Annotated in this window: 17 protein-coding genes; 5 read left to right on the top strand and 12 right to left on the bottom strand. The window is 73.0% G+C overall.

The annotated features are described in order from the left end of the window. Window positions 1-17: 17 nt before the first annotated feature. A complete protein-coding gene (locus tag CFP66_RS14280; protein WP_094924033.1) occupies window positions 18-857 on the bottom strand; it encodes a carbohydrate ABC transporter permease in 840 nt (279 codons plus the stop codon). Further along, entirely contained in the window at window positions 854-1708 is an 855-nt protein-coding gene (locus CFP66_RS14275; RefSeq protein ID WP_094924710.1) for a carbohydrate ABC transporter permease, read from the bottom strand. The genes CFP66_RS14280 and CFP66_RS14275 overlap by 4 nt, the downstream gene beginning before the upstream one ends. On the opposite strand from CFP66_RS14275, the gene CFP66_RS47215 reads away from it, so the two are divergent. Then, window positions 1689-1934, top strand: coding sequence for a hypothetical protein (locus tag CFP66_RS47215; protein WP_143517262.1), 246 nt, complete (start codon window positions 1689-1691; stop codon window positions 1932-1934). The genes CFP66_RS14275 and CFP66_RS47215 overlap by 20 nt on opposite strands. Here the strand turns inward: CFP66_RS47215 and CFP66_RS14270 are convergent. The 3 genes from CFP66_RS14270 to CFP66_RS48550 form a co-directional block, all read right to left on the bottom strand. Next, the gene (locus tag CFP66_RS14270; protein WP_094924031.1) at window positions 1877-3208 is read right to left on the bottom strand and encodes an ABC transporter substrate-binding protein; all 1332 of its coding nucleotides are present in this window, start codon (window positions 3206-3208) and stop codon (window positions 1877-1879) included. The genes CFP66_RS47215 and CFP66_RS14270 overlap by 58 nt on opposite strands. 270 nt (window positions 3209-3478) lie before the next feature. Further along, a complete protein-coding gene (locus CFP66_RS49925) occupies window positions 3479-3604 on the bottom strand; it encodes a hypothetical protein (protein WP_255413864.1) in 126 nt (41 codons plus the stop codon). A 78-nt stretch (window positions 3605-3682) separates the two neighbouring features. Next, window positions 3683-4348: an ATP-binding protein gene (locus CFP66_RS48550; RefSeq protein ID WP_233159418.1), complete on the bottom strand. Its 666-nt coding sequence runs from the start codon at window positions 4346-4348 to the stop codon at window positions 3683-3685. A 220-nt stretch (window positions 4349-4568) separates the two neighbouring features. Between CFP66_RS48550 and CFP66_RS14260 the strand changes: the two genes are divergently transcribed. Further along, on the top strand, window positions 4569-5540 hold the full coding sequence (locus CFP66_RS14260; protein WP_094924029.1) for an ABC transporter substrate-binding protein: 972 nt from the start codon (window positions 4569-4571) through the stop codon (window positions 5538-5540). Window positions 5541-5604: 64 nt separating this feature from the next. Here CFP66_RS14260 and CFP66_RS14255 read toward each other — a convergent pair whose 3' ends face one another. The 5 genes from CFP66_RS14255 to CFP66_RS14235 all read right to left on the bottom strand — a co-directional run bounded on the left by CFP66_RS14255 (window position 5605) and on the right by CFP66_RS14235 (window position 10603). Then, complete coding sequence (locus tag CFP66_RS14255) at window positions 5605-6477, bottom strand: SDR family NAD(P)-dependent oxidoreductase (RefSeq protein WP_094924027.1); 873 nt, start codon at window positions 6475-6477, stop codon at window positions 5605-5607. An 80-nt stretch (window positions 6478-6557) separates the two neighbouring features. Continuing rightward, window positions 6558-7751 carry an acyl-CoA dehydrogenase family protein gene (locus CFP66_RS14250; protein WP_094924025.1) on the bottom strand — a complete coding sequence of 398 codons (1194 nt, stop codon included), beginning with the start codon at window positions 7749-7751 and terminating at the stop codon, window positions 6558-6560. A 19-nt stretch (window positions 7752-7770) separates the two neighbouring features. Continuing rightward, a complete protein-coding gene (locus CFP66_RS14245; protein ID WP_094924023.1) occupies window positions 7771-7968 on the bottom strand; it encodes a ferredoxin in 198 nt (65 codons plus the stop codon). A gap of 2 nt (window positions 7969-7970) precedes the next feature. Then, on the bottom strand, window positions 7971-9161 hold the full coding sequence (locus tag CFP66_RS14240) for a cytochrome P450 (RefSeq protein ID WP_094924021.1): 1191 nt from the start codon (window positions 9159-9161) through the stop codon (window positions 7971-7973). Between the two features lie 200 nt (window positions 9162-9361). Then, window positions 9362-10603, bottom strand: a complete 1242-nt coding sequence (locus CFP66_RS14235; RefSeq protein WP_198961474.1) for a TIGR03618 family F420-dependent PPOX class oxidoreductase — start codon at window positions 10601-10603, stop codon at window positions 9362-9364. Between the two features lie 139 nt (window positions 10604-10742). Here CFP66_RS14235 and CFP66_RS14230 point away from each other — a divergent pair, with 139 nt between their 5' ends. After that, on the top strand, window positions 10743-11186 hold the full coding sequence (locus CFP66_RS14230) for a MarR family winged helix-turn-helix transcriptional regulator (RefSeq protein WP_158228102.1): 444 nt from the start codon (window positions 10743-10745) through the stop codon (window positions 11184-11186). Between the two features lie 34 nt (window positions 11187-11220). Next, window positions 11221-12636, top strand: coding sequence for an NAD(P)/FAD-dependent oxidoreductase (locus CFP66_RS14225; protein WP_094924014.1), 1416 nt, complete (start codon window positions 11221-11223; stop codon window positions 12634-12636). A 15-nt stretch (window positions 12637-12651) separates the two neighbouring features. On the opposite strand, the gene CFP66_RS48545 is transcribed toward CFP66_RS14225, so the two are convergent. Continuing rightward, window positions 12652-13335 carry an amidohydrolase family protein gene (locus CFP66_RS48545; RefSeq protein ID WP_233159416.1) on the bottom strand — a complete coding sequence of 228 codons (684 nt, stop codon included), beginning with the start codon at window positions 13333-13335 and terminating at the stop codon, window positions 12652-12654. A 709-nt stretch (window positions 13336-14044) separates the two neighbouring features. Between CFP66_RS48545 and CFP66_RS14215 the strand changes: the two genes are divergently transcribed. Further along, on the top strand, window positions 14045-14470 hold the full coding sequence (locus CFP66_RS14215; RefSeq protein ID WP_158228101.1) for a TetR/AcrR family transcriptional regulator C-terminal domain-containing protein: 426 nt from the start codon (window positions 14045-14047) through the stop codon (window positions 14468-14470). Window positions 14471-14474: 4 nt separating this feature from the next. Here CFP66_RS14215 and CFP66_RS14210 read toward each other — a convergent pair whose 3' ends face one another. Then, window positions 14475-14873 (bottom strand): hypothetical protein, encoded by a 399-nt coding sequence (locus CFP66_RS14210; RefSeq protein ID WP_143517259.1) that lies wholly within the window; start codon window positions 14871-14873, stop codon window positions 14475-14477. Between the last annotated feature and the right edge of the window lie 47 nt (window positions 14874-14920).

Below are 14920 nucleotides of genomic sequence, written 5' to 3'. Positions count from 1 at the left end.
CTCCTGGTGCGGGCTTCTCAGCCCTTGACGGCTCCGGCGGTCATTCCCGCCACGATCTGGCGGTTGAAGAACAGGAACATCACTAGCGGCGGGATGGTGATGAGCAGGATGTTCATGAACAGCAGGTTGTACTGGGTCTCGTACTGGCTCTGGAAGTTGTAGAGCGTCAGCTGGACGGTCGCGTTCTCCTCACCGGGCAGGAAGTACAGCGGGTTGGTGAAGTCGTTGAACACGACGACGGACTGCACGACGATCACCGTGACGACCACCGAGCGCAGCAGCGGGAAGATCACGCGGAAGAACAGGCGCAACGGGCCCGCGCCGTCGATGATCGCGGCCTCGTCGAGCTCGCGCGGGATCGTCGAGATGAAGGCCCGGAACAGCAGGATCGAGAACGACAGCCCGAAGGCGATCTCCACCAGGATCAGCCCCGGCATGGTCCGGAACAGGCCCATCCCCTGCAGCACCCAGATCGTCGGGACCACCGCGGGCGGGATGATCAGCCCGGACAGCACGAGGAAGTTGACGAAGCCGGTCCAGCGGGTCTTCCGGCGCTGCAGCACGAACCCGACCATCGCGGCCAGCACCACCATTCCGGCGACGCTCGCGACGGTGAGGATCGTGCTGTTGATGAACGCGATGATCAGGATGTAGTCCCGGGCCTCCAACACGGCCCGCAGGTTCTCCATGAGCGCGATCTCCGTGGGCCAGGAGAACCGGAGCATGCTCGCCTCCTGCCGCGTCTTCAGCGCGGTGACCAGGATGAAGGCGAACGGGATGATGAAGACGACGGAGAACGCGATGATCGCGGCCGCGCCCAGCCAGTAGCGGCTCGCGGTCTTCGTCGCCGTTTTCACAGCTCCACCTCCTTGCGGTTCAGGAACCGCGACAACGGCAGGACGATCGCGGTGACCAGGACGAACAGCAGGACGTTGCCCGCGGTGGACAGCCCGTAGAAGCCCGCCTGGTACTGCTTGTAGATCACCGACGCGATCACGTCGGAGGTGAACCCGGGCCCACCGCGCGTCATCGCCCAGATCAGGTCGAACGAGCGCAGCCCGCCGATCAGCGACAGGATGATCACCGTGGTCGTCGCCGGGCGGGCCAGCGGCAGCAGGATGTGCCAGAAGTTCTGCCACGCGCTCGCGCCGTCCACCTTCGCCGCCTCGAAGAACTCCTGCGGGATCGAGACGATGCCGGCGATGTAGATGACCGTGGCCAGCCCGACGCCCTTCCAGACGTCCACCAGCGCCACCGACAACAGCGCCAGCGACGGGTCGGTCAACCAGCCCGGCCCCTCGATCCCGATCACCGCGAGCGACTCGTTGATGAACCCGCCGAACGGGTCCATCAGCACCTGGAAGGTGATCCCGATGCCGATCCAGCTGACCAGCACCGGGAAGAACACCACCGAGCGCAGGAAGCCACGGGCGATGACCTGGGAGGTCAGCAGGACCGCGAGCAGCAGCCCCAGCACGACCTTCAGGCCCGAGGTCACGACCCCGTAGATCACGGTGTTGGTCAACCCCGTGACGAGCGCCGGCTCCCGGAAGAACTGGACGAAGTTGTCGAACCCGATGAACTCGAAGTCGAACAGGCTCCAGCGGGTGAGGCTGAAGTAGAACGACGCGAACGTCGGGACCAGGAACAGGACGGCGTAGATGATCGCCGCCGGCAGGTAGAACCACGTGGGGTACGGGCTGCGCATCCCCCGCTTCCGCGAGGGCGCGCTCCGTTCCACGGCGGCGGTTCCCGGCGTGGTGCCGGTCGCCGGCCCGGTCGTGTCGGTCGTCGTCCTGGTCGTCGTCCTGGTCGTCGTCCTGGTCGTCGTCCTGGTCGTCGCGGCCATGGCGGCGTCCTCCCGCTCCGGGTCCTGCTACTCCCAGCCCTCGAGCCCGAGCTGCAGAGCCTGCTTGCGGACGTCCTCGTCGTAGAGCGCGGCACCGTCGGCCGCCGGGCGGATGCCGGAACCGACCTCCACCGTGATCTGCTCCAGCGCCGGGCCCTTGATCGGCGACAGGAACTCCAGCGCCGGGCTGAACGCGCCCGCGTCGATGTAGGACTGGAAGTCGTGCGTCGCGGGCAGCACGTCGTCGGGCAGCTCGCAACCGTTCACGGCGTACGGGCCGGTCGGGGTGGCGCCCTCGGCCTGCGCGGCGCACCCCTCGGGGCCGGCGAGGAACGCCTGGAACTGCCGCGCGGCGTCGAGCTGGGCGCCCTCGGTCGTCTTCGGGATGTACACGCCGGACGGGGACCAGACGGTCAGACCGTTGGCACCCGCATCCTCGCCCGGGATCGGGAAGATCCCCACGTCCTGAGCGCCCTCCGGCGAGGTCAGGGCGAGCACGGCGAGCGCGTTGGACAGCATCGGGTAGTGCGCGCCCTCGCCCGCACCGAGCTGGCGCAGACCGTCCTCCAGCTTGGCGGTCGGGAAGTCCTCGTTGTAGTAGCCGGCGTCGTGCAGCTCCTGCAGGTGCTGCCAGCCCTTGAGCGCCGCGGGCGACGTCGCGTACTTGGCCTCGCCCGCCGTGTAGCGCTGCGCGAAGTCCGGTTCGGCCGAGGCGACGTTGTGGAAGTCGCCGAGGACGAACAGCTGCGAGGTGTAGGTGTCGCCGTAGGTCTGGATCACCGGGGTCAGGCCCGCCGCCGCCACGGCGGCGTTGTTGGCTGTGAACGCCTCCCACGTCGTCGGGATCTCGAGCCCGAGGTCGGCGTAGACGCGCTTGTTGTAGAGCACGGCGCCGGTCATCTGCGGGCCGAAGGGCGCCCCGTAGACCTGACCCTCGGCGGTCACGACGTTCTTGAAGTTCGTCTCGAGGTCGGCGACCCAGGGCTGGTCGGAGACCGGCACGAGGTTCTGCACCGGCCCGATCGCCTGGAACAGCGAGCCGGAGTTGTAGAGGAAGACCTCGGGCATGTCGCCGGTCGCGAGCCGGGTCTTGACGATGTTGTCGCCCTCGGAGCCACCGGGGCGCCCTTCGACCTCGACCGTGATGTCGGGGTGCAGCGCGGTGAACGCGGCGGCCGCGCTCTCGGCGGCCGCCAGGTTGCTCTCGTTGCTGTCGACGAGGAACGTCAACGAGACCCCGTCCCCGCCACCTCCGCTCGAGCCGAGGCTGCCCGCGCTGCAGGCGGTGAGGGCCAGCGCGGCGCCGGCGACGAGGGCGAGCAGGCGGATCTGCCGCCGCGAGGATGTGTGCTTCCGCATCGGGACCTCTTTGTCAGGACGGGAGCGCTCGAATTGAAGCGTTTCAGAAGGCGCGGCCGACGATAGGGCTCGCCCTCGACGGCGTCAAGACCTGGAGGGCGGCACCACGAGGGCGCGAGAACGCCGGCCGGCGAGGACCGGCACGGGCGTCTCCAGCGGCGTGAAACGTTTCACCCAGGCGACGACCTGACGCACGGGGGATCAACGGCCTGCGGAGGAGCTCCGCTGCCGGATCGGGTCGCTCAGCGCCTCACGGCGCAGCGATGACTCTTACCGCTCGGCCTTCTTGTCCATCACCCTCGTGACGAAGGCGAGCGAAGCGAGGAGGAGCAGGACGGCAGGGAGGAACATCGTCACCGTCCAGTAGTCCAGTACGACTTCCCAGAGATCGTCCATGCCTCATCCATTCAACGCGGTCGCTCGAACCACACGGTAGCAAGCTTCTCCCCGTCCGGGCCGAACGGGTGACGAGGATCAGCCTGCGGAGAGCTCGGCGACCACGAAGCCGTCACTCTCCACCGTGGCCCCGACCTCGACCTCGACGGGGTGGACGAACCCCGGGCCGTCCACGACGAACGTGTGGAACTCCCCGTGCTCCCCGCACGGGTCGACACCCCCCGGGAGGTCGGCCAGGAAGCGCGCGTCGAACCACCGGCCGGCCAGGTCACCGGGCGCCTGCGCGGGATCGACGCACGTGACGACGGCGCGCAACCCGCGCTGCACCATCCCCGCCGCGAGCGCAGCGGTGCGACTTCCCCACAGCGGGAACAGCGGCACGACCCCCGAGCCGGTCAGCGAGGCCTCCCGGTAGTCGCGGACATCGCGCAGGTGCAGGTCGCCGAACACCAGCCGCTCGACGCCGTCGCGCCGCGCCCCGGCCACCGCCTCACCGACCCGCGCCTCGTAGACCTCGCCGGGACACGGCCACGGGAGCTCGACGGCGTGCAGCGGCAGCCCGAGCGCCCGGGCCTGCGCCCGCACCAACTCGTGCGGCACCCCGTGCACGGGGACCCGCCCGCTCCCGGCGTCAAGCGTGGTGAGCAGGCCGACGACCTCGACGGTGCCGCGCACGGCCTCGAGGGCGAACGCCGCGTCCTTGCCCGACGACCAGCTCACCCAGCCCCGACGAGTTCCCCGCACCGGCCGGACGTTAGTGCCCCCGCACCGCGACACACGTGCAGCCACAGCCCGGCTCGCGGGCTCGCGGGCACGCGGGCTCGCGAGTCGGGGTGTCGATGTGGACGAGTCGCGCTCGCCTCGCGCTCGGGCCCTCTCCTGCGAGCCGGGAACCGGTGCGGGGCGCAGGACGACCTCCGCTGCGGGCGTTGCCGAACGGCCGCGCCGAGCCCCGGAGGACACGATGCCTGGTCGTCGCCCGCTCACCCGACGGACGCTGCTCGCCGGCGCGGGAGCTCTGCTCGCCGGCTGCGCCACCTCTGCGACCGCGGGCCCGGGCGCGACGGCGCCGCCCGACCGGCTGGTCACCCTCGGCGGCGCCGCGGCCGGACTGGCCCTGCTCCTGGGCCCGACGCAGGTCGGCACGGCGTCGTTCCTGTCCGCCGACCCGCTCCTGGACGCCATCGCCCGGATCCAGGAGACACCCGTGGCCGACGTGTCCGACGCCGGCGGCGAGATCGACCTCGAGCGGCTGGCCCGGCTGGCGCCCGACCTGCTCGTCGGCTTCGACACCCCGCCGCCGGACCGGGCGCTGAGCAGCCTCGCACCCCTGCACGCGGTGCCGCGCACCGGCGACGTCGACACCGACTGCCGAGCCCTCGCCGCCGGTATGGGCGGCGCGGACCGCGTCCAGCACGTGCTGGCCGACGTCCACGCCCGGGCGGCCGAGACGGCCGCGCGGCTGCGCGGCGGCCGCGCGCCCACGGTGTCGGTGCTCTCCCCCGGCCTCGACGGCGCGTCGCTGTACGCGCTCGGCACCGCCACCCCCGCCGGAGCCGTGATCGCGGAACTGGATCTGCCCCGCCCCGGGGCGCAGCGCAGCCAGACCGACCCGGCGCAGCCCTTCGTCCCGATCTCCGCGGAGCGGTTCACCGAGCACGACGCCGACCTCGTCCTGCTCCTCACCGGTCCGACCGCGAACCCGGCCTTCCTGCGCGAGCAACCCCTGTGGCGACGGCTCGGGGCGGTGCGGGACGGCCGCGTCGTCGAGGTCGACGCGATGCGCTGGGCATCGATGTCGTGCCTCCTGGGCAGCTGCTGGGTGCTCGACGACCTGGCTTCGCTCCTGCTCCACGGGGTTGCGCCCGTCCTCGGGGCGGCCTCACCGGCGGGCCTGACGCGGCTGCGCGGCTACCGCTCCCGGTCCACACCGTGACGGGCGCGACGAGCCACAGGCGCGCGCGGAGGACGTGCGGCGCGCCTCGGCGGCGTGGCCGTGGTCAGCGCGAGGCGGCGCCGAGCGGGTCGAGATCGGCAGCGGTCGACTCGTCCTGGTCGGTGGAGACGCTGAGCTCGTGCCACCGCTCGTCGGCGTCGGCCAGGTCGCGGGCCGCCATGCCGGCGACGCGCACGGCGTCGCTGCCGAGCAGCAGCCGCAGTGGCGGGTCGTCCATCGCCGCGACGGCCAGTACCACCTGGGCGACCTTCGCCGGGTCGCTGGCCCGGCCGCGCGCGCCCGCCGCCACCATGCGCGCCCGGCCGCCGACGGTGGCCGCGTAGGGCGCACTGATCGGCGGAGTCGTCATCGCCGACTCCGCCCGGTCGACCGGCATGGCGCCGGCCTCGAGGACCGTCACCCGGATGCCGAGTCGACGCACCTCCTGGTCGAGCACGCCCGCGAAGCCACCGACCGCCCACGTCGACGCCTGGTAGGCACCGAACCCGGCGCTGGCGAGCCGGCCGCCGACCGACGACACCTGCACGATGTGCCCGCGGCCCTGCTCCCGAAGCACGGGGAGGGCGGCTTTCGTGACGGTGACGAGGCCGAAGAATGTGGTCTCCACCTGCGCGCGGAAGCCCTCGAGGTCGACGTCCTCGATCGCCACGAGGTCGGCGTGACGGGCGTTGTTGACCACGACGTCGAGGCGGCCGAAGGCCTGCACCGCCACGCCGACGGCCGCCACGGCCGCCACCGGGTCGGTGACGTCGAGGGCCGCCGTGCGCACGCGCTCCCCGTACCGGTCGGCCAGGTCCGCGAGCTGCTCCGGCCGACGCGCGGTGGCGACGACACGGTGCCCCGCCGCGAGAGCCGCATCGACTATCCGGCGCCCGAGCCCCCGTGAACTGCCCGTGACGAGAAAGACCTGGCTCATGACTCCCCCACCGTGGCGGCCGACCACGTCGGCTGCCTGCGCCACCCAGCCTAGTGACTGCCACCCGATCGAGGCGCCCGCTACTCCTTCGGCGGCACCAGGTTCATGTAGAGCCAGTCGTGACCGGGAGCCAGGCCGCCGAGGGACCGTCCACAGGCCTCGATGACGCCCGGCGCGGAGGTGACGTGCTGGGTGCCGGCGTGCATGTCGCGGAAGTACTGCTGCAGCGCGCCCGAGCGCAGCGCGGTGGTGCCGCCCGCGCGGTACACGGCCACGCTGATCTCCTCCGCGGTCCAGGTGGCGTGGTAGAGCGCGAGGCGGGCCATCGTCTTCTGCTCGACGTCCAGTGCGGCACCGGAGGCGATGGTGGCGCCCACCGCCCGCCACGTCTCATGGACGAAGGCGCGCGCGGCGTGCCAGCGGGCCTCGGCCTCGCCGTAGACGGCCTGGAAGCGCGGGTTGTCGGCCATCGTTCCCGGGCGGCCCGCCTTGGCACGGACCAGCTGCGCCAGGTCGTCGAGCATGCGCCGTGAGACGCCCAACGCCCACCCCGAGTGGCCGATCAACGCCAGATGCATGATCCCGAGCGTGAACAGCGCGCCGCCGCGCACCGGGGTCTCGGTGGGGCCGAGGTGGGTGAACGCGGCCGGGACGTGCACGTCGTCGATCGTGTAGTCGATGCTGCCGGTGGCCGCCAAGCCCAGCACGTCCCAGTTGTCGGCCAGGTCGGCCTTCCCCACGGGGAGCACGAAGATCAGCGGGTCTCCGGTCTCCTCCACGACGGCGAGGGTGTGGATCCAGCTCGCGTGCTTGATCCCCGAGGCGAAGCCCCAGGAGCCCGAGAGCCGGTAGCCGCCGTCATCGCGGACGGCACGACCCGGTCGGGTGCCCTGGCCCGCCACGACGGGGAAGCGCGGGCCGCCGAACAGCTCCGCGACCGCCTCGTCGCCGAGGTAGGCACCACCGGTGCCGGTGGCCAGTGCCGCAGCCATGGTCACCCACGCCGCCGACGGGTCGGCCTCGGCCAGCGCCTGGACGACCTCGAGCGAGGAGACCGGGTCGAGCTCGGCTCCCCCGAGCGGCGCGGGCACCCACATGCCGAACAGGCCGGCGTCGTGCAGGGCGTCGACCACGGGTGCGGTGAGCTGCCCCGCGGCCTCGCCCGCGGCGGCGTTCTCGCGCAGCAGCGGCTGGAGCCCGCGCGCCGCGGTGATCAGGTCCGCCTGCTGGTCGGATCCACCGGTCCGCCCGATCGTCTCGGGTGCTGTCGTCATCGATCTCTCCTCTCGGGGATCAATTCGCCACCCGCAACGCGGCCACCGGGCAGACCGTCGCACCGCGCTCCGCGGCGTCGGCGAGCTCGTCGGGCACGTCGCGGCCCTCGAACCGGTGCACGACGTCGCCCGCGTCGTCGAGCGTGTAGACCTCGGGTGCCTGCTCCTCGCACAGGCCGTGGCCCTCGCACCGGTCGTGGTCGACGGTGATCCGCACGTTCAGGACCCCGTCTCGACGGTGACCGGCAGCGACCCGAACGCCCGGATCAGGTTGTTCAGCGCGCGCTCGGGCGCGCCGAGGCGGAACCGCGTGACGTCGCGGGCGAGCGCGGCGAGCAGCGACTCCGTCTCCATCCGGGCGAGGCCCTGGCCCGCGCAGCCGTGCTCGCCGACGCCGAAGCCGAGCTGCTGGACCGCGTTGCTGCGGGTGACGTCGAAGTCGTCGGGGCGCTCGAAGACGCGCTCGTCACGGTTGGCGGCCGCGTAGATCACGAGCACCCGGGACCCCGCCGGGACCGCGATCCCGCCGATCTCGGTGTCGACCTCCGCGAGGCGGCCGAACGCGCGGATCGGCGACTCGAACCGGACCACCTCGTTCACCGCGTTCGGGATGAGGCCGGGGTCGGCCCGGACGCGGTCCCACTGCTCGGGGTGCTGCCCGAACAGCCACACCGCGCTGCCGACGGCGCTGATGGTGGTGTCCAGCGACGGCGCCAGGTAGTCGAGCATCAGCATCATGCTCTGCTCGGTGCTGATCTCGCCCCGGTCCCGCGCCTCGAGCACGCCCGCACCGAGGCTGCCGGGCAGAACGTTGCCGGTGCGCACCATCTCCGCGCCGTAGGCGGCCATCTCGCCGCACTTGGGCATCGCCCGCTCCGCGCGCGGGTTCATCGGCCCGAAGGAGTCGAAGTTGGCGCCGGCCCATTCCAGGAGGTGCTCGCGGCCCTCCTGCGGCCAGCCGATGAAGTCCGGGACGATCGAGAGCGGCAGCGCGCGGGCGAGGTCGGAGACCGCGTCGAACGACCCCTGCCGGACGAGTCGCGCCACGAGCTCGTCGGCGCGTTCGGTCACCAGGTCACGCATCGGGCGCAGCGCGCGCGGGGTGAGCCGGTGCGCCACCACCTTGCGCAGCGTGGCGTGCAGGTCGCCGTCGCTGGCGAGCGTGCAGCCCAGGATCGCCTGGTTGGCCGGCTCGTTGAGGGCGATGCCGCCCGCCGAGCGGAACGTGTCGGTGTCCAGCAGGACGGCGCGGGCCTCCGTGTGGCGCGCGACGGCGAACGCGCCGTGCTGCTCGAGCCAGACCGCAGGCCCGAGCTCCCGCAGGGCGCGGTAGTGCTCGTACGGTTCGAGGAGCGCGTCGTCCTCGTAGATGTCGGATCCGTACGTCGGCACGGCGGAGGTGGTGGGCATTCCGAGGTCCTCCCGGGGCAACGCTGCAGACCCACGAGACTGTTCGTGGACAGTCGTCCGCGTCGCGGACAGCCCGGACGATGCCGGAGGCCTCGAACGACTGTCAAGGTTCCTCTCGCCCGCCGGAAGCGCGCACAGCGGATCGCGGACGGCCACCATGCGGACAGCCGTCCGGCAGATCGGACACAGCTCCTGCGGATTCAGAGCCGACCCACCACACGCTCCGGGGCGACGCGCACGACCGTCATGGCGACCTCGCCGTTGCGGGCCGCGGCCTCCGGGTTGTGCTCGGCGTAGGTCGCGCCGGTGTACTTCACGGCCAGGGCGTCGCGGAGCGCGCCGGCCCCGTCCTCCCGCATCGTCGCGCGGCCGTGCACCGCCGCGTAGGTGTAGGGAGCCTCGGGCGGGGTCAGCAGCACGCTCACCCGCGGGTCGCGGCGCAGGTTGCGTTCCTTGCGACTGCCCACGGCCACCGCGAACAGCACGTCGTCGCCGTCCCTGGTCACCCACACCACCGACTGGTGCGGGCTGCCGTCGGGCTGGACCGTCGCCACCGTGGCGAACACGGGACGGTCCAGCAGCCGGCGCAGCTTCGCGGGGGAGACGCCCGGCTCGGCCGAGGCGAGCCGGGACAGCAGGCGGACCGTCTCGGCGTGCAGCCGCCGCGCCGGCGCGACGTCGAACGCCGGGGTGTCCACCGCCAGCCGCCGTCCGGTGTCGAACGCGCTGAGCGGCTCGACCGGCGGGTGGTCCAGCACGTCGAGGATCGGGAGGATCGCCTCGTCGACCGGTGTCGCGCTCGCCCGCAGCGCCTCGACCGCGGCAGCGGTGGCCGCGTCGTACTCCCCGGAGAAGCTCGTGGCCACCACGCCCGGGAACAGCAGCACGTACCGTGCCTTCGCCGACACCCGGTCCTGCGCGAACCCGATCCCGAGCAGGTCGGTGAGCCGGCCGGCCTGCGCGAGGGCGCGCATGCCGTCGTAGCGGCGCTCGCCCTGCAGGTCGTCCCAGTCGACCGCGTCCGTGCCGTCGCCGGGCCGGCCGGCGACGTTGAGCACGACCGGCGCGTCGGCGGCGTCGAGCAGGTCGGCCATCTCGTGGCTCAGGACGAAGCGGCTCAGGTAGTACAGCGCGAAGGTGTGCTCGAAACCCTCGGCCGTGACGCGCCGCGTGGACCGGTGGTGGCGCGCGCAGAGCACGAGCGCGTCGACCCTGGTGAAGATCGTCCGGATCTCGTCGATCGCGGCGCGCGTGCCCGCGACGAGGCTCAGGTCGGCCCGCACGAAGTGGGCGCGATCCGCCGCGCCGAGCGCCGCGGCGTCCTCCAGGAACGCGGCGCCCTTCGCCTCGTCGCGCCCGATCACCGCCACCTCGCCGCCGCGGCCGAGGTGGGCGAGCGCCACGGCCTTCCCGATGCCGTCCGTACCGCCGCTGATGACCATCGATCCCACGGTCCGTCTCCCCCTGTCGTCACCTTCGGCGCGCCGCGCGGCCCTAGAATCTCGCTCAAGAGACACAGACGCGCCGACGACTATGTCGTCTGCGCGACTCTATCGTCTGCGCGACAGAATGGAGAAGTGGGTGTCGAGCGAGCTCCAGATCGCGCTGCGCAGGCTCGTGGCCGCGTCCACCCGGGTCGACCACGAGGTCGGCACCATGTCCGGCGTCACGGTGAGCAGCTGCGAGGCGATCGCCGTGAACGTGCTGCTGCAGCACGGCCCGCTCTCCCCCGGCCGCATCGGGCAGCTGGCCGGCTTCACCTCTTCCGGCACGATCACCGGTGTGATCGACCGGCTGGAGCGCGCCGGTTACGTGCACCGCGAGCGGTGCGTCGAGGACCGGCGCAAGGTCCTCGTCCAGCTCGACGAGGACCGGCTCGACGCCGGGGACGCCCGCTCCCGGCGGCTCGCCGCGATCACGCGGGACTACGACGCCGAGCAGCTGGACCTCATCACGGGCTTCCTCGACCGGGTGGCCGACGCCGAGGCCGCCGCGACCCTGCCGGAGGCCGGCGAACTGCACTAGCGTCGGCGCCCACTCGTCCATCGGGGGGTGCCGGGTGCGGGTCATCGTGATCGGGGGGAGCGCGGCGGGACTGTCCGCGGCGCTGGTGCTCGCCCGTGCCGGGCATGAAGTGATCGTCGTCGAACGCGCCGACCTGACGCCGGCCGCGGACGTCGAGGCCGCCGCCGGGGGTGCGCTGCGTGCCACCGCGCCGCACATCGTGGCGCCGCACGTCGTGCTCGCGACGTTCCGGGAGGTCCTGCGCGAGCGGCTCCCGGACGTCTACGCCGGGCTGCTGGCGGCCGGGGTCGTCGAGGCGCCGCTGGTGACCCAGATGCCGCCCTCGCTCACCGACCGCGCCACCCTGGTGGGCGACGACCGGCTCCCCCTGCTCGTGACCCGCCGGTCCACCGTCGACTGGGTGCTGGGCCGCGCCGCTGCCACCGAACCGGGCGTCGATGTGCGGTACGGGGTGCAGGTCAGCGGGCTGCTGGCCGATCCGGGCGACCCGCCGCGCGTACGTGGCGTGCGAACCGACCGCGGAGCGCTCACCGGCGATCTCGTCGTCGACACCACCGGCCGGCGCTCGCCCACGGACCGCTGGCTCACCGCGATCGGGGCCCGGCCTCCGCGGCGGACCCGCGCGGACTGCGGCGTGGCCTACTACAGCCGCCAGTTCCGGTTGCGCCCCGGGCCGCTGCCCGGGCATCCCACGACGCGGGTCGTCGCCGGCCTCGACGAGTTCACGATCGGTCTCTGGGGTGGCGACAACGCCACCATGCAGGTGGCGCTCGCCCCGCTGGCCGCCGACCGGCGCTTCCGGGCGGCGCGCGACCCGCGGGCCTTCACCGCCGTGCTGCGGACGGTGGCTCTGTACGCCTCGTGGCTCGACGTCATGGACCCGATCACCGACGTCGCCGTGATGGGCGGGCTGCACAACACTCTGCGCCGCCTCGTCGTGGACGGCCGCCCGATCGCCACCGGCCTGCACGCGGTGGGCGACGCGGTGTGCACGACCAACCCGACGTTCGGGCGCGGGATGAGCATGATGATGCGCGGGGTCGCCGACCTCGCCGACACGCTGGCGGCCCACCCGGACGACCTGCACGCCCAGGCCCTGGCGATGGACCGCGCCGTCGCCGACCACGTCGCGCCGTGGTACGCGGACCAGGCGGCGACGGACGCGGGCAGGCTGGCGGCGCTGCGCCACACCGTCCTGGGCGCGCCCCCGCCCCCACCGCCGCCGGCCATCGCGGGCCGGATCACGTTCGGGCAGCTGCGCTCCGCCGCGCAGGTGGACCCCGTCGCGTTCCGCGGGATGTGGAGGGTGATGGGCATGCTCGGTCGCCCGTCGGACGTCTACGACGACCCGGCCCTCGTCGCCCGGGTCCGGGAGGTACTGGCCGCGGGCCCGCCGGCACCGGTGCCGCAGCCGACGCGGTCCGAGCTGGAGACCGCCCTGTCGGCCTGAGCGGTGGCCACGGGGTCACCGGCTCGGGGTCCGGGCAGGTGAGGGCTGCGCGGGAACACCGATCTGAGCGGCAACGGCTGCGGCCGTGGCGAGCAGCTCACGACGTTCCGCGGGGCCCACCCAGCGACCCTCGACCACCACCGCGTGGATCCGCGTGGTGTTGCGGATGTCGTGCAGCGGGTCGGCGTCCAGCACGACCAGGTCGGCGGTCCTCCCTGGCTGGATCGTGCCTGCCCGGTCCTCTCGGCCGAGGAAGCGCGCCGGTTCCAGAGTGGCGGTCTGGAGCGCGCGCATCGGGGTCAGCCCCGCGCCGACCAGCAGTTCGAGCTCGTCGTGCAGGGCGAACCCGGGCAGGGTGCCGGGCGTGCCGTTGTCCGTGCCGGCCAGCAGGCGCACACCCGCCGCGTCCATCGCGGCCACCGCCGCTCGGCGGTGCTCGAACAGGGCCCGCCGCCTCGCCTCGACCTCGGGGCTGCGCCCGCCGTCGTGGAAGACCTGATCCTGCAGGAACGACCAGGCCTCGGGGGTGTCGGGCGGCAGGTAGCGCAGCAGCGGATCGTCGGTGCGCACGAAGTCGGGGAGGTCGATGGCCGCGTGCATGACGAGGGTCGGGCAGACGGCGACGTCGGCGGCGACGATGCGGTCGAACAGCGCGGTGGCCGCCGACCGGCTGTGGGCGCCGACCGCGTCCCACTCCACCTCGCCGACCTGGGTGAACCAGCTGCCGAAGTAGAAAGTCGGGTTCCAGCGAGATGCGCGCCAGCGCGGCCTCCACCCGCTCCGGGTCGCCTGACGTGGCCGGCCCGAGCCCGAAGAGGTGCTCGAACGAGCGCTGGCCGCTCTCTACCTGGTCGGCCAGCGGGAACCTGTCCGACCGGTGGCCTGCCACCGGGATGCCGCGGCGGTACGCCTCGTCCAGCACCGCGAAGTAGGGCTCCCGGTCCAGGCGCGAGTAGACCTTGACGAAGTCCGCGCCGCCGTCCACGGCGTCGGCGACGGCGCGGCGTCCCTGCGCAGCCGTGGTGGCGACGACGACCGGTCGTTCCATGCCGAGTTCGTCGCCGGGGATGTCGGACCACAGGGCAGGAGCACCGTCCACCAGCGGGCCGGCGATGACCGAGCGCGGCGCCAGCAGCCCGCCCGCATCCCGGCGGCGGCGCCACTCGTGCAGCCGGGGCCGGCCCCACATCTCCCGCACCGTGGTGTTGCCGTTCGCGATGTAGAGCGCGGGGGCCAGCCGCTCGTCGTCGATGTCCGTCCCACCGCTGTGGACGTGCATGTCGGCCAGCCCGGGGATCACGTACTTCCCCGTCAGGTCCACGACGGCCGCCCCCTCGGGAACGGGCACCTGGGCCGACGGGCCGACCGCCGTGATCACCGTGCCGTCGACCAGCACGGTCTGGTCGGCGTGTACCGGCTGCAGTGGCGGCTCTACCGGCGGCATCCGTGGCTGGCCGAGCTCCTCTCGGTCACCAGGCCGCCCTTGGTCCCCGAGGCGATGGCGCACAGCGAGTGGACGTTGCAGGCGCTGGACGAGCTCGGCCTCCCACCGCCCGAGCGGACCCGGGCCGCCCTCGCGCTCCCCGCGCTCGTACGCGGTCTCGCCCTCGGCGCCGCCGGCGAGCTGCGCGCCGAACGTGAGACCCGGATGCGCACCGCGCAGTGGTGGTCGGTGGTCGACGCCGAGGTGTCTTCCCTGCTGGGCTCCGGGCGTCTCCCGCGGCTCGCGGAGGTGGAGCAGGCTGCGGTCGTCGACGACGTCGACGGGGTGTTCGACCACGCCCTGACCACCTACCTGGACGGCCTCTCGCAGACCCACCCGAGCGGGGTCTGACCGTTCAGGCGTGGACCTCGCGCGGGTTGCCGACCATCGCGCGGTAGCAGGCGGCCACCTCCTCGTGGCCGCGGGCGAACCGGAGCGCGACCTCCGACCTCGAGCCGAACTCCCGCCGCACGGCCTTGCGCACCGTGCGACGGATCCGGCGCACCAGCTCCTCGTCGTCACCGGGCACCGCGTCGCAGGCCGGCTCGAACATCAGGGCGAAGGTCAGCTCCTCCCGCCACCGCAACGAGCGGCTGAGCACCGGGACCCACACGATCTCCGCGACGACCGGTGGGTCGAGGCACGCGAGGGCGCGGGTGAGCACCGCTTCGACCAGTGCGGGCCCCGGTGAATCCGGCACCCGGACACGCACCAGGGCCGGCACGAGCTCCGACCCCACACCGCTGCGCCCCATCGTCGCTCCCGCCTCTCGTCCTGCGTCAAACGTCCTGCGTCAGAAGT

Origin of the sequence: Pseudonocardia sp. MH-G8, from assembly GCF_002262885.1 — a bacterium.
In the GTDB taxonomy this organism is placed as follows: Bacteria; Actinomycetota; Actinomycetes; order Mycobacteriales; family Pseudonocardiaceae; genus Pseudonocardia.
Note: the sequence above shows the minus strand (reverse complement) of the source record. Positions and strands in the feature narration are given on the sequence as shown.

Coding starts and splice junctions, on each gene's coding strand:
- CFP66_RS49925 (WP_255413864.1), bottom strand. CDS start 3,604: ATGGACGATCTCTGGGAAGTCGTACTGGACTACTGGACGGTGACGATG.
- CFP66_RS14250 (WP_094924025.1), bottom strand. CDS start 7,751: ATGACGACAGCACCCGAGACGATCGGGCGGACCGGTGGATCCGACCAG.
- CFP66_RS14270 (WP_094924031.1), bottom strand. CDS start 3,208: ATGCGGAAGCACACATCCTCGCGGCGGCAGATCCGCCTGCTCGCCCTC.
- CFP66_RS14260 (WP_094924029.1), top strand. CDS start 4,569: ATGCCTGGTCGTCGCCCGCTCACCCGACGGACGCTGCTCGCCGGCGCG.
- CFP66_RS14235 (WP_198961474.1), bottom strand. CDS start 10,603: ATGGTCATCAGCGGCGGTACGGACGGCATCGGGAAGGCCGTGGCGCTC.
- CFP66_RS14255 (WP_094924027.1), bottom strand. CDS start 6,477: ATGAGCCAGGTCTTTCTCGTCACGGGCAGTTCACGGGGGCTCGGGCGC.
- CFP66_RS14240 (WP_094924021.1), bottom strand. CDS start 9,161: ATGCCCACCACCTCCGCCGTGCCGACGTACGGATCCGACATCTACGAG.
- CFP66_RS14275 (WP_094924710.1), bottom strand. CDS start 1,708: ATGCGCAGCCCGTACCCCACGTGGTTCTACCTGCCGGCGGCGATCATC.
- CFP66_RS14210 (WP_143517259.1), bottom strand. CDS start 14,873: ATGGGGCGCAGCGGTGTGGGGTCGGAGCTCGTGCCGGCCCTGGTGCGT.